This window comes from Chitinophaga varians (assembly GCF_012641275.1).
Taxonomy (GTDB): Bacteria; Bacteroidota; Bacteroidia; order Chitinophagales; family Chitinophagaceae; genus Chitinophaga; species Chitinophaga varians_A.
In genome coordinates this window covers 541,511-554,263 of the sequence record NZ_JABAIA010000004.1, presented here as the reverse complement: position 1 = coordinate 554,263, position 12,753 = coordinate 541,511, and the positions used below count along the sequence as shown (strand labels likewise).

General features: G+C 49.2%; 14 protein-coding genes. 6 read left to right on the top strand and 8 right to left on the bottom strand.

What is annotated here, in order from left to right:
* Window positions 1-166: 166 nt before the first annotated feature.
* Window positions 167-1,138: a helix-turn-helix transcriptional regulator gene (locus HGH92_RS31610; RefSeq protein ID WP_168874846.1), complete on the bottom strand. Its 972-nt coding sequence runs from the start codon at window positions 1,136-1,138 to the stop codon at window positions 167-169.
* 314 nt (window positions 1,139-1,452) lie between these two features.
* Here HGH92_RS31610 and HGH92_RS31605 point away from each other — a divergent pair, with 314 nt between their 5' ends.
* On the top strand, window positions 1,453-1,971 hold the full coding sequence (locus tag HGH92_RS31605) for a hypothetical protein (protein ID WP_168874845.1): 519 nt from the start codon (window positions 1,453-1,455) through the stop codon (window positions 1,969-1,971).
* An 18-nt stretch (window positions 1,972-1,989) separates the two neighbouring features.
* A complete protein-coding gene (locus tag HGH92_RS31600) occupies window positions 1,990-2,454 on the top strand; it encodes a GNAT family N-acetyltransferase (protein ID WP_168874844.1) in 465 nt (154 codons plus the stop codon).
* On the opposite strand, the gene HGH92_RS31595 is transcribed toward HGH92_RS31600, so the two are convergent.
* From HGH92_RS31595 to HGH92_RS31580, 4 genes are all read right to left on the bottom strand, one after another.
* Window positions 2,451-2,996 carry a hypothetical protein gene (locus HGH92_RS31595; protein WP_168874843.1) on the bottom strand — a complete coding sequence of 182 codons (546 nt, stop codon included), beginning with the start codon at window positions 2,994-2,996 and terminating at the stop codon, window positions 2,451-2,453. The two genes, HGH92_RS31600 and HGH92_RS31595, sit on opposite strands and share 4 nt — an antisense overlap.
* Before the next feature lie 214 nt (window positions 2,997-3,210).
* A complete protein-coding gene (locus tag HGH92_RS31590; protein ID WP_168874842.1) occupies window positions 3,211-3,597 on the bottom strand; it encodes a VOC family protein in 387 nt (128 codons plus the stop codon).
* Between the two features lie 25 nt (window positions 3,598-3,622).
* Complete coding sequence (locus HGH92_RS31585) at window positions 3,623-4,003, bottom strand: VOC family protein (protein ID WP_168874841.1); 381 nt, start codon at window positions 4,001-4,003, stop codon at window positions 3,623-3,625.
* 17 nt (window positions 4,004-4,020) lie between these two features.
* Window positions 4,021-4,587, bottom strand: coding sequence for a hypothetical protein (locus tag HGH92_RS31580; protein ID WP_168874840.1), 567 nt, complete (start codon window positions 4,585-4,587; stop codon window positions 4,021-4,023).
* Window positions 4,588-4,820: 233 nt separating this feature from the next.
* Here HGH92_RS31580 and HGH92_RS31575 point away from each other — a divergent pair, with 233 nt between their 5' ends.
* The 3 genes from HGH92_RS31575 to HGH92_RS31565 all read left to right on the top strand — a co-directional run bounded on the left by HGH92_RS31575 (window position 4,821) and on the right by HGH92_RS31565 (window position 7,952).
* Window positions 4,821-6,716 (top strand): T9SS type A sorting domain-containing protein, encoded by a 1,896-nt coding sequence (locus tag HGH92_RS31575; RefSeq protein WP_168874839.1) that lies wholly within the window; start codon window positions 4,821-4,823, stop codon window positions 6,714-6,716.
* A 156-nt stretch (window positions 6,717-6,872) separates the two neighbouring features.
* Window positions 6,873-7,445 (top strand): methyltransferase family protein, encoded by a 573-nt coding sequence (locus HGH92_RS31570; RefSeq protein ID WP_168874838.1) that lies wholly within the window; start codon window positions 6,873-6,875, stop codon window positions 7,443-7,445.
* Window positions 7,446-7,496: 51 nt separating this feature from the next.
* Window positions 7,497-7,952 carry a GNAT family N-acetyltransferase gene (locus HGH92_RS31565; protein ID WP_168874837.1) on the top strand — a complete coding sequence of 152 codons (456 nt, stop codon included), beginning with the start codon at window positions 7,497-7,499 and terminating at the stop codon, window positions 7,950-7,952.
* A 52-nt stretch (window positions 7,953-8,004) separates the two neighbouring features.
* Here the strand turns inward: HGH92_RS31565 and HGH92_RS31560 are convergent, their stop codons facing one another.
* From HGH92_RS31560 to HGH92_RS31550, 3 genes are all read right to left on the bottom strand, one after another.
* A complete protein-coding gene (locus tag HGH92_RS31560) occupies window positions 8,005-9,327 on the bottom strand; it encodes a DUF3472 domain-containing protein (protein ID WP_211092802.1) in 1,323 nt (440 codons plus the stop codon).
* 279 nt (window positions 9,328-9,606) lie between these two features.
* Entirely contained in the window at window positions 9,607-11,007 is a 1,401-nt protein-coding gene (locus tag HGH92_RS31555; protein WP_168874836.1) for an MFS transporter, read from the bottom strand.
* 17 nt (window positions 11,008-11,024) lie between these two features.
* Window positions 11,025-12,068, bottom strand: coding sequence for a bifunctional transcriptional activator/DNA repair enzyme AdaA (locus HGH92_RS31550; protein ID WP_168874835.1), 1,044 nt, complete (start codon window positions 12,066-12,068; stop codon window positions 11,025-11,027).
* A 159-nt stretch (window positions 12,069-12,227) separates the two neighbouring features.
* Here HGH92_RS31550 and HGH92_RS31545 point away from each other — a divergent pair, with 159 nt between their 5' ends.
* A complete protein-coding gene (locus HGH92_RS31545; protein WP_168874834.1) occupies window positions 12,228-12,752 on the top strand; it encodes a DUF4269 domain-containing protein in 525 nt (174 codons plus the stop codon).
* Window position 12,753 lies beyond the last annotated feature (1 nt).

Genomic DNA, 12,753 nt, shown 5'->3' with positions numbered 1-12,753 from the left:
ACGGTTATTTTGATAATGTTGTCAGGTTCTTCTTGTCGGGCTTTCTGATGTTTTCCGGAGATAACGTTAACGATATAAAGTTCCTTAATAAAAAAATAACAAAATATTCATTTTGGAAATGGTACCTTATCATTTTAGTCATTTTGGAAAAGTTAACATTGGAAGCTTAACGGGTAGCACCCGGAAGCTTGCCATGATATTTCTTGTACTCTCTTGTAAAATTAGCCGGGTAACCATATCCCAGCATGTAGGCTATCTTATTCAGGCTCAACTCGGACTCTCTGATTAGCCGTTCTGCAGTTTCCATTCTTTGTTTAACAAGATACTTGCTGATCGGTATTTGATAATACCTGGAGAAACCTTTCTTAATCCTGGACTCACTGATATTATACATGTGGGCCAATTCACCAATAGTATGAGGGATATCAAGATTTTGATCAATATAGGACTTAATGCCGGCGAACAGCATAAAATCGTTATTCTCTGTGTCCGGACTTTGCTCACCTTCAAAATAGGTAACGATCAGAATCAGCACCTCGAATATTTTATTCTGGGTCCAGGTGGACTTTAGCTTGTCTAGCACATTCATTTTCTTCAACTCTCTAAACCGCCCTCCGAGGCCTTCCTGGATCACGCCAGCATGTTTACTAACAACCATCGACTTAACCCCGTCTGCGATAGCCATCCATTTATTCATCATGGGAGATACCCCTGCCAGGTCATTAATTTGTTTTATGGAAAAATTGATCCCGTGCCACTCATAAGTCCCTGGTTCAAAATACAACAACAACTTATCCGGCTTCACTTCCAAAAGACTGAACTGTCCCTGATAAAAAATCACCTTCCCGATATCCTTAACAAATACTTCGGCAGTCCCCTGCAACATACATGAACACACGTGAAATGCACGCTTCACCTGTGTTTCAACAATAGTTTTTTCCTTAACAAAGAAAATCACATTGATCATCGATGTTTCATACCTGTGCAAAAGAATATCAACTTTGGAAGACTTTAAAAAATATGGACTGGCGAAATCATGTACGTATTGCCTGTATTCCTCTGGAATAACACTTGACGGGACAACACGGATATTAGGGGCGTTGGCAATAACAAACTCAATAGCGTGAATAGAGGACATTTCAAAAGTGGTTTTAAAGCATTCAACAAAAATCGTATCTTACAATTTAGATAATCGCACTGCTAATACGCGACAGATCACCATCCCTTAAAACCCTTTACAGAAAAGAGACACATCCAATGTTAAGTTTTTATTACTGCGGCCATATCAACAGTTTGGGATCATAACTTAATAGTTATTTTTCGTCCATACTTCAAAATATCTACTCTATGATACTACGTATTGCTGAAACCGAACCTGATTTATATACCCGTGAAAAGGTAGTTCCTTTTTACTACTGCGGATACGTCAAACCATTCTCAAGTCCATATTTTTTGCATTTCAAAGACGTCGGCATCCTCTTTCAGGATAAACAATATAACGGTATTTCCTTACGCTGGATGGTCTGTTTCACAGAAAAAAGAAGGACCCTGCTCATCAGCGAAGAAAAAAACAAGCTGGTCTTCGAAACCTCTCCCAACCGAACTTTATACACGCGTTTCATAGAACAAGGCAAAGTACTCCTCGAACCGGATGAATATGGCATCACTCACGGCAGCAATGAATATTCATCAATCATCCTGGACAAAGGCCGGCAGGAAATCATACGCCTGGAATTCACCGCAGAGGCCCTAAAGCAGAAAAAACTATCAGACGCCGCCAAACACTGGCACGACAGCTTCGAACAGGAAAAATCCTGGCTGTACGGCCGCGGTAAAATCGACAGCACACTACAACAACTATTTAATGATATCATCAACACGCCGGCCAATACTCCGGAAGAAGAAGCCGTTTTCGGCGCCAGATGCCAGGACATCCTCCTCCACGTAGCAGCGGAGCATATCCCGGCATAATTCACTACCTTCACGCACATGACCATCAGACCATACACCGCTGCCGACAAACTCGCCTGCCTCGATGCCTTTCACAGCAATATGCCGCAGTTCTTCGCGCCGGAAGAGCTCAAAGACTTCGACGCATGGCTGGACGCGCAGGCGCAATACAATCCGGACAACAAGGAGGAATGCTACTTCGTTATTGAAGTAAATGGACAGGTAATAGGCTGCGGCGGCTACTACGTCCGCGCGGATAAAACCACGGCGGTGATGACCTGGGGAATGCTGCACCGGCAATACCACAAGCAGGGATGGGGACAAAAGCTGTTACTGTACAGGATAGACCTCATTAAAACAAACTGCCCCGCATGTACCATCCTGCTGGACACGACACAGCACTCCGCTCCTTTCTTCACGAAAATGGGATTTGCAGTGACGAAAGTCACGCCTGACTTTTACGGACCGGGATTGGACCGCTATGATATGGAACTGAAAAACTAACCGTTGAACCGGGGATGGTTCAACCCATACAACATCACATATACATCGTCACCTTCTGCATTAAACTCATTGATCAGGCCGATGCCCAGGATCTTATGGTCCATGTAATCCGACAGGCTGTCGGTTTCAGCATCGAAATTAGGTGTAAAATAAAGGCAGATGCCCAGGAAATTAGGGCTCATCAGTCCGCCGGGAGGAGAATAACAGCTAAAGCCTGCATCCACCTGCAGCACTTCACGCACTGTCATGCCTACACGAAGCACGCCGTTAACCGTGCCCTGATACCCTTTTGTAGCAATGATATTGGCAATTCTTCCATCATAAATATCTACTTTCAGACGGATAATACCACCCATATACCAGTATTCTATATATCGCAAGGAAGGCGTTGTCACGAGGCTGATCTTCTTATCACGGGCAAAGTACTGGTCTGTCCGAAACATCTTCTCCAGTCCCTTTACCTCCATCCCCTGCTGAATACCACCAAGACTTACGCCGGGAATGATCGGTGCTTCAATGTCAAAATATTGCTCCTTCTCCATTTATTCTTTTAGTCAGGCGTCAAAAATAAGGGAATTCCTGTACAATCAGGTAATACTACCTGCACAGATACAAAAAAGCCTTGCTGGCAAACATACGTGCAAGGCTAAAAAACCTGCAACACAAATATGTAAAACATTAAATATCAATTAATTATAAAACCAAAAAGAACCTGAAAGATACTTTATATCCTGCATAGTGAAGATAAAGACCACACTACATATAAAATACATTGAACCGATGTCCATCAGGATCCGCGAACACAAAACCATAATACCCCTTTCCAAATTCTTCCGGCCGGGAAACGATGGTCCCTCCCGCTTCCTGTACCTCTTTTGCCCAGGCATCCACCTCTTCCTTACTATCAGCCGAAAGCGTAAAAATAATTTCATTGCCTTCTTTCGTGTCTGTAATAGGGCCTTTCATTCCCGGTCCGAGCGCGTCCTTCAAAAAGAAATGAATGATAAAGCTGTCTTCGCCAAAGAAAAAACTCGTCAGTTGGTCAGACGCGCCGTTGTGTTTAAAACCCAGCTGTTGGTAGAATGCGGTGGTACGAGGCAAATCCTGTACCCCGAAATTAGCCCAGATCTTTTTTGTCTTCATATACCAGCGTTTTTAAAAGAGAATATTATTTATCAGCAGGTTCCCACAGCTCTATTTTATTGCCCTCTACATCCAGGATATGAACGAACTTGCCGTAGTCGTAGGTTTCGATATTGTCCAACACTGTTACCCCTTCTTTTTTCAGTTCCACGACCAGCGCTTCCAGGTCCTCCACCCGGTAGTTGATCATAAAGTCTTTGGTCGAAGGTTCAAAGTATTTGGTCTTTTCGGCGAAAGGGGTCCACAGGGTGTATCCTTCCTGTGCGGAGCCTTCTTTTTGCGCCCAGTCAAACTTCGCACCATATTCGTTGGTATCAAATCCAAGATGGGTTTTATACCATTGTCTTACTTTTTCGGGGTCATTGCACTTGAAAAAGATACCCCCTATTCCTGTTACGCGTTTCATGTTGATATGTTTTGAGATTATTCACACTTTATCTCCTGTTTGTCTGTATACAGGTACCGCCAGGCGAAATAAGAACGGTTACCCATCTTATAGCAGGTCACGCTCCGGTGATTCTCCTTTCCTTTTTCATTATAAATCGTTCTCTCCAGTCTTAACACGCCATTCTTCATCAGCATTTTCTGGATGACCGAGCCCGACGCCTGCGCTTTCATCCTGTCCACAATTGTTACATCAGGTTTGATGGCAAGGCCCCTCCCCATCAGAAAATTTTCTTCCTCCCATTTTTTAAATACAGCGATCTCCCTTAGATAGCTGACTTTCGTTTTAACATGGTTCCAATAGTTCAGCCTGACAATTTTATCCGGCATGATATATTCGTATATATATTCCCGGGAGGTATCACCCGTCTCACTGTATACCGTCATCCAATAGTTACCTGTTTTTCTATAGTGATAACTTTTAACAGTTTTGTTGTCTGTATGATAGGAAATGTCTTTCTCATTATTACGCGTTTTTATAGTCACGTACGGATATACGAAAGGAGGCTTTAGCGGCTTAATGCCTTCCAGTGTGAACATATCCATATCTCCAAAAACCGCTTCGGTTTGCTGACCGTATCCACGCAGTGTACAAAAAAAGTATAAAACGAATAAACTAAATAGCCGGACCATTGAGATTTTAACTTGTTATCTTCTCAAATATAAAGCATCTGCAACACGCCTGCAATATTTAAACAGTTGTTAACCCTAGCTTTGAACACAGTGGCCCTTTACTGTAAGCACCTTTTCCCATACAATTCACCATTAAACACTTTCCCATGAAAACCAAATTTTACCCGCTCAAACCAGTTTTACTCCTCGCCTGGGTAATGGCCTGCATACTCTCTGTCCGGGCACAGGCACAAACTTACGCCAACACCCAAACGAACGGTGTGACCGGACTTTGTATACTGTGTGGCGTTCTCAACCCCGCCAACGCCGTCAATGCCAATCACGATGACTATTCCAGCTTTGCCATCACTGCCGGGCTGCTGGGCGTAACTGTACAGCAAACGCTGATATTTCCGACGGCCAGCACCAGCGGCTGCGACTCCCTCGTCATCAGCATCGGCAGTGGCAGCACCCTGCTGTCGGCCAATCTGCTGAAGGCCGTGACCGTACAGACGTTCAACGGCAATACGGCCAATAACGACGCTGTGGTCGTAGACAGCAGCAGCCTGCGGCTGTTACAGGGCGATACCCGGGCACAGGTACTGCTGCATCCCAAACAAACGTTCGACCGGGTCAGGATTACGCTGAGCAGCAGCTTGCTGGGCTTACTGGACGATTTCCGGGTCTACTACGCCTACTACCACAACGGCACTCCGGCGCGTCCTGTTTACACAGTGCCGCAGGGGCAGGTATGCGGCACACAGCTACTGCCAGTGTTAAACCACCAGCCGGGAAATGACTACCGCGTGAACGCAAAGTATACTTCCATTAGTGGAACGCTCATGAAAGACACTTCCTGGACGGTGAAAAACACTAACACCATCACCGTGCCCGGCATTGTGGCCTTTATGGGCGCTACCGTCAATGTAGCGGTGCAAGCCGTAAACCCCTTCACCGGCTGCACCTCCGACAGCGTAAAACAGCTTTATCATATCGGCGGCAGCGGAGGACTGCCCAGCGTGAGCTTCGACAGCATCACTATCTGCAAAGGAGCCTATGTGTTTTTACACGCCTTCAGTAATCAGTCTGCCGATATGGTGGTCCGTTGGTATGACGCACCTGTTGGCGGCAAGTGGCTCGGCGCCGGCAACGACTTCCTGGTATTCCCTGACACCACCACGACCTACTACGCCGCAGGCGCTTTCATCTGTGAATACCCGCAGCGCAAACCGGTAAAAGTAATCGTACGACGGATATCAGCCCCGGTATTTTCCGTTCCGCAGGAAGCCGTCTGTGATACCCAGGTAATATCCATACAGAACCATCAACCAGGGAATGGCTATAAAGTGCGGGCACTGTATTCCAGCTTCCTGGGACCGGTAGCAGATACCACCTGGTACCTCGTCAACGACAACCGGATAGTGGCCCCTCCGCATATCGCTTACTCACAGCTGGAAGTGGAGCTGTACGTGCAGACAATCGCCGATGGCTGTATTTCAGATACCGTGCGCCAGGTATTCCTGCAGGGCGGCTTTGCCGGCCCGGTAACCGTTGACAGGGACAGCGCCGCTGTTTGCCAGGGGGACAGTGTCACGCTGCATGCGGCAGACCCACGTTCCGCCTATTCCGCCATCCGCTGGTACGACGCCCCTTCCGGAGGCAATCTGCTCTTTACCGGGAAGGATTACACGGTACGTCCGGCCGCTACTGCCACGTATTATGTTACTGCCGGATTTGAGTGCGACTATCCGCAGCGGCATCCGGTGAAAATCACGGTGAATACGTGTGCACAGCAACAAAACGCATTGACTGCCTCCCGGAACGGGAAACCGGTCACCCTGCGGTTATTTCCCAACCCTACCAGTGGCGAGGTAAAAATCGATATAAAAGAAGACCTTAGCGGGGCAATGTTTTTCCTGTACGACCTGCAAGGCAGGGCCATAAAGAGAAGCAGGCTGAACAACAATATCATCCGCATAGAAGGTACCAACGGATGGTATCATGTTAAAATCATTTCGCGCAGCGGAACAGTATACCAAAGCGCAGTGCTGTTACAAAAATAATTTTTCCGGGAATCCGCCATCAATGGCCGGTCAACGTACTGGCCGGCCATTGATTTTCTTACCACGATAATAACCGTTCCCCTACAGGAATGAATAAAATGAATAGCCTTCTTTTCCCTCATCCTCTTTAACTTCAATTTCAAAACAACCCATCCTATGATCAAGGAAAACCTGACGCTCTTCACCTGGATCACCCTCTGTAGCTGGATACTGTTTGGCTGCTGCTGGCTTACGCTCCGAAACCGCACCAAAGAAAACATTCAACACAGGACCACCCGCCAGCGCTGGATGGCCGCTATTGGCTATATGATTATCTTTTCAGCTTTATACTACCCTTTGTTTACAGGCACCCGGCTCCTCCCCGCTTCACCGTTATTGCAGGGCCTTGGCGCACTATTATGTGTGACCGGCGTTTGCCTTTCTGTCTGGTCACGCCTGCTGCTGGGCACCAACTGGAGTGGCGGTGTGGCCGCCAAAAGAAACCATGAGCTTATCGTCAAAGGGCCTTACCGCCTGGTGAGGCATCCCATCTATACCGGCTTCCTTACCGCACTGGCAGGCACCAGTCTTGTGGTAGGCGGAGGTGCCGCCATCTTTGTAACGATTATCTGTGCCCTGTCGCTCTACCTGAAAATAGGGCAGGAAGAAATATTGCTGAATGAACTTTTTCCCGGCGCCTATGCCGCGTACCAGCGGCAGACCCGTAAACTGATCCCGTTCATCCTGTGACGTTAACAACCGGAATTCGTACCTTCAGGGCTTGCTCAATATCTTTTATCTATGCTACAACTCATCAGAACCGATTCCGGCAACCCCGATTTTGTATCGTTGGTAAAGCTGCTGGACCAGGACCTTGCTATCCGTGATGGAGGAGACCATACCTTTTATGCACAGTTCAACAAAATCGATCTTATCAAACACGCAGTGGTAGGCTATCTCGACCAGCGCCCCGTGGCCTGCGGCGCTATCAAACCCTTTTCTGAAGGCCAAATGGAAGTGAAACGCATGTACGTGCATCCCGACTACCGTGGCAAAGGCCTTGCCAGCGAGGTATTGCAGGAACTGGAAAAATGGGCCGGCGAACTTGGCTCCCGGGCTTGCGTACTGGAAACCGGCAAACGGCAGCCCGAAGCGATTGCCCTCTATCAGAAAGCCGGTTATGCCGTCACGGAAAATTACGGTCAGTATATCGGCGTAGACAACAGCGTATGTATGCGCAAGGACCTGCCGCAATAAAAAACGGGCGCTTCACAGAAGCACCCGTTTGATAAGCAAAGCCCTGCTGCAATCAGGGTAATGTGTTCAGGTTCACTGTAGGCGCCACCCCTGTTGCGGTGCGCGTAAAAGTAGTATTGTAGTTTACATAGTTGGCGAAGAAGCCCCCATTTTTCAGGAAGAACCGGCCGGTACTATTGTCTACGCCACCGGCATAATCCCTGCGCTGATCACTGGTGGCAGTGGCATCTGCGGTGAATTTGGCGCTGGTGATCTCTGTCCACACGCCGGCAGTGGAGCGTACCCATTGATTATTGTATTGTCCGCTCCGGCCCATATAGCCGTTTTTGTCATTGAAGTTTTCCAGGAAAGAATACAGTCCTGCATGATAAGTAGTGGTGTTAGGCCGTTTCCAGGTGGCAATAAAGCGCCATGACGCTGTCTCCGGCGTATATATCCAGGCAGAAAAATCAGTAGCTCCTGCACCATCGGGCACAATACGTGTCAGGAATTTATACGTGGTGCCGGCCTGCCAGTTGAATACAAGGTAGCTCTGTCCGCCGGTACCTTCGCCCCCGAAAGCGTTGTCCACCACGTCCGGGCCTTTCCGCACCAGCGTGGTCTTGCCGGTGGTAGGGTCCCAGATGGAAAACAGTACCCTCCTTTCGGTAGCGCTGTTCACCTGTATACCGAAATAGCCGCCGTTAAAACCATTACTCATAAAATAAGATCCGATCTTGTCTTCCCCTGCCGGTACGGTGACTTCATTGTAGAACCATTCAGCGTTGATGCCGGAGGGAACAGGGTAGTTGAGGTGTACGGAGGGGCCACGCCTGGACCAGTAGTAGTTCGTGGAATCGTTGGCGTATACCACGTTGCTGGTGGTGGCGCTGCCGCTGATAACGATATGGGACACGTCGCCGAAGTAACTGCCTGTTTTGCTGACACCCTGCAGGTCCACTTTAACGTAGCCCGCAGCGGTGATGTTCACCGTGCCGATACTGAAGTCCGTATAGGCGGTACCGGTAACCGTTTTGGTGAAGGCCGTACCATTGACGGTCACTTTAATATCGCTGCTGCCGGAAGGCACTTTCATGCGGACAGCCACATTGAGCTGACCGGTTTGCCCCAGCCGGAACCAGGTACTGGTGATGCTGTTGGCGTTGGTCCAGTTGCCCAGGCCATTGTTGGTGATCACTTCTGCACCACCGGCAGGAAGCGTGGTCACAAAACCATTTCCGGCCAGCGCTACCGCGTAACTGGAAGCGGGAGGAACGAGGGAAGCCTTCCCGCCGGCGGATGAGTCATTGGCGGGAAGCGCGTCCTGCATGCCTTTACCGCAGGACACAATGGCAATGGCAGCCATTAACATAAAGATAAGGTGTGCTTTTTTCATTGGATGCGATTTGATGGTTGCAGACTAACAGCTTTGCTTATACGATTTTCTACAGCACAAAAAATACCTCGAAGGCCCGCATAGCGGCCAGTCAGGATATATGCTGATGGTAAAACCCAATAAAGGTTAACAGCAACTATTGCCCATTCCATTGTTCACGCCGGTAATGTTTGCACGGGAATATGATTCACTGTTGGTAGTAAAGGTCCAGCTATTTTGGTTGTTTTGATGATTATCTAATTTAAGACAGGATCGCCAAATAAAATAATTTTTCTTGCACTATGCAGGACCGGTTTTATCCGGCAAACAATATAACGTGGCCGCCACCACGAACAAACAGGCCATTGCCGCTCCCAGTCCGTAACGCAGCGCCTCCGTATAGTCGTTGGCGTGTATGTCCGATTGCAGCACTGCAAAAAATACACCTCCGATAATACTGATCCCCAGCCCTGAAGCGGTCTGCTGGAAAGTGGAGAAAATACCGGAGGCCGCGCCGGCATCTTCCACCGGTACTTTGTCCAGCACGATGTTCAGCAGGAAAGGCAATACCATGCCGTTGCCCAGCCCATATAAAGCTATCAGCGCCACCGTCCCTGCAGGCCCGTTGACACCGCTCAACTGCACCCCAAAAGCAATAAAGATGAGCAGCAGCCCTGCCTGTAACACCTTCTTGCCATGCTTCACCAACAAACGGGACGCCACCACAGACGACAACATAAACAACAGGGCATGCGGGATGAAACTGGCGCCACAGGCCAGCGCCGACAGGCCAAGGCCGCTCTGCAGGTAAACGGCCATCATCAGCAGGTAGGCCGTATGCAACATAAAATGAAAGAGCACAGCCAGCAGTCCGATGTTGAACGCAGGCTGCCTGAACAACGCCAGATTAATGAGCGCACCTTTATTGCCACCCTGCTTTATCTGCTGTATACGTACAAACACCGCCGCCAGTACCACGAACAACGCCAGCAGCCCAAAGCTCCACAGCGGCCAGTGTTGCTCCCGCCCTTCTGTGATGGCGTATATCAGGCAACCCAATGCCAGTGTAAGCACCGTTGCGCCGGAGTAGTCAAACTTCACGCCGGTAGTGGCAGCCGTTTCCGGCAGATAACGATAAATAGCCCACATCGCCGCAGCGCCTACCGGCAGGTTGATGAAGAATATCAACCGCCAGCCTTCAACAGCACCGTGCGTTTCCGCGAGATAACCACCCAGCATCTGCCCGATGATGGCGGCCACGCTCAGCGTGATACCGTACCAGCCAATGGCTTTGGCCCGCTCTTCCGCCACCGGGAACAGCACCTGTATCAGCGCAATGGACTGCGTTACCATAAAAGCGGAACTAACCCCCTGAAAGAAACGTGCGATATTCAGCTGCAAAGGTGTCTGACATAGTCCGCAGATGCAGGAAGTAAGCGTAAACCATCCCATCCCCTGAAAAAACACTTTTTTCCTGCCGAGGTAATCGCCTGCCCTGCCGCCGGTGATCAGAAAACAGGCGCTGCCCAGCAGGTAAGCGGCAATGACCAGCTGTACTTCACCATCTGTGGCATGCAGACTGCTTTTAATAGTCGGAATAGCGATGTTAATGATAAAGATGTCTATAACGTACAACAGTGGCGCGGTGAGGACAATAAGCAGCGCATACCACCTGTTGACGGTGGAAGTAGTTACAATCATAAAAAAAGGAAATGTTGTTAGCGGAGGTTGTTCTTTTCAAAATCCAGCAGCCATTGTTTGCGCCAGATGCCGCCACCATAGCCGGTCAGAGAGCCGTCAGCACCAATGATGCGGTGACAGGGAACAAGGATAGAGATTTTATTCATGCCGTTGGCATTGGCCACCGCGCGGACAGCATCCGGCTTCCCAAGGGCCACCGCCTGGTCTTTATAGGAACGGGTAGCGCCATAGGGCACCTGCTGCAACACCTGCCATACCGACTGCTGGAACGCAGACCCGGGCATATACAGCGGCACGGAGAACGTTGTCCTTTGCCCGTTGAAATAGGCTTTCAGCTGGGTTTCCAGCGTAGCGAAGTGGGGATTGTCGCCTTGTATGATGGTGGCGTTCAGCACGCGCGACAAATACCGGAATTCTGTTTCCAGCATCTTGCGGTCGGTGAACTCGAGCAGGCATACGCCTTCTTCCACCGCACAGGCGTACATAGTGCCCAACGGGGTTTCCAGCCGTTTCAGGTCAATGATCCGCTGTTGCCTGCTTTTTTTGGGTGACACCCCGAAGATGTTTTTGAAAGAGTCCCCGAAGCCGCTCAGGGATTCGAAGCCGGCGTCAAAGGCGGCGCCGCTGACCGACTCCCCCTGCTGTATTTTCTTAAAGGCGGAATTGATGCGGAACATACGCTGGTAGGCATGGAAAGTGATGCCATGGTTCTTCAGGAACCAGCGCCGTACCTGATGTGGTTCTATCCCACGGCGTAGCAGGTCGGTGTCTTTTATCTTTAGTCCCGGGTCGTCTGTAAGGTCCTGCAGCAGCTGCCGGATATCGTCCGGCGTCTGGTTCAGCTGTTCCAGCGGATGACATACTTTACAGGGGCGATACCCTTTCAGGATACATTCTTTGGTGGTGGAGAAGAATTCGATGTTCTCCGGCTTCGGTTTCCGGGCGCGGCAGGAAGGCCGGCAGAAAATGCCGGTCGTTTTTACCGCTGTGAAAAACACCCCTTCAAAAGCCACGTCTTTCTCCAGCGAAGCCTGGTACATCCTGTCAAAGCTCAATTGCATGGTCTGTCTGATTGATTTCCCTACAAAAGTAGGATGACGGTGCCCGCCGGACAACCGAAAAATTGACAACTATTTTTTCAGGTACAATTTTACGGAATAATGCCGGACCTATCAGCGGATGAGCTTCCAAACCGTGCAATGCCATTATCTTTGCAGCATATGCATGATTTTACCGATATCAGTTACCTTCAGCGCGGGCCTGCCATCCACCGTAAAGTATATGATCTGCTGACCCGCCACCAGCTACTTTCGCAACTGCACGCCTACTCCCCTGCGTTCGTGGGCAGCATCCCCATACTGGTGCATACCGCTGACAGCGATATCGATATCATCTGCTCTTTTGATCATCAGGAGATGTTTATGTCAACTGTAAAACAGTTGTTCGGGCATTGTCCCGGATTTATAGCCCGGGAAATATTGATCAGGGACGTAGCTTCCGTGGTGGCTAATTTCAGGATAGACGAACAACCAGTAGAGATATTTGGCCAGGCCACGCCTACCCGGCAACAGATGGCTTACCGGCATCTGCTGATAGAAGCGGTCATTCTCGAACAGAAGGGAGACAACTTCCGGCAGCAGGTGGTGGCTTTAAAAGAAAAAGGATACCATACCGAAGCTGCTTTTTGCGAACTGCTGGGCATAGATGGCGACCCTTTTTTGGAACTGTTGGACCTGGAAAACTAAA

Bases quoted from the DNA above. Each gene is read 5' to 3' on its own strand.
- HGH92_RS31580 (WP_168874840.1), bottom strand. From the start codon at position 4,587: ATGGATATGTTCACACTGGAAGGCATTAAGCCGCTAAAGCCTCCTTTC.
- HGH92_RS31550 (WP_168874835.1), bottom strand. From the start codon at position 12,068: ATGCAATTGAGCTTTGACAGGATGTACCAGGCTTCGCTGGAGAAAGAC.
- HGH92_RS31610 (WP_168874846.1), bottom strand. From the start codon at position 1,138: ATGTCCTCTATTCACGCTATTGAGTTTGTTATTGCCAACGCCCCTAAT.
- HGH92_RS31600 (WP_168874844.1), top strand. From the start codon at position 1,990: ATGACCATCAGACCATACACCGCTGCCGACAAACTCGCCTGCCTCGAT.
- HGH92_RS31590 (WP_168874842.1), bottom strand. From the start codon at position 3,597: ATGAAGACAAAAAAGATCTGGGCTAATTTCGGGGTACAGGATTTGCCT.
- HGH92_RS31545 (WP_168874834.1), top strand. From the start codon at position 12,228: ATGCATGATTTTACCGATATCAGTTACCTTCAGCGCGGGCCTGCCATC.
- HGH92_RS31585 (WP_168874841.1), bottom strand. From the start codon at position 4,003: ATGAAACGCGTAACAGGAATAGGGGGTATCTTTTTCAAGTGCAATGAC.
- HGH92_RS31575 (WP_168874839.1), top strand. From the start codon at position 4,821: ATGAAAACCAAATTTTACCCGCTCAAACCAGTTTTACTCCTCGCCTGG.
- HGH92_RS31595 (WP_168874843.1), bottom strand. From the start codon at position 2,996: ATGGAGAAGGAGCAATATTTTGACATTGAAGCACCGATCATTCCCGGC.
- HGH92_RS31560 (WP_211092802.1), bottom strand. From the start codon at position 9,327: ATGAAAAAAGCACACCTTATCTTTATGTTAATGGCTGCCATTGCCATT.
- HGH92_RS31555 (WP_168874836.1), bottom strand. From the start codon at position 11,007: ATGATTGTAACTACTTCCACCGTCAACAGGTGGTATGCGCTGCTTATT.
- HGH92_RS31565 (WP_168874837.1), top strand. From the start codon at position 7,497: ATGCTACAACTCATCAGAACCGATTCCGGCAACCCCGATTTTGTATCG.
- HGH92_RS31570 (WP_168874838.1), top strand. From the start codon at position 6,873: ATGATCAAGGAAAACCTGACGCTCTTCACCTGGATCACCCTCTGTAGC.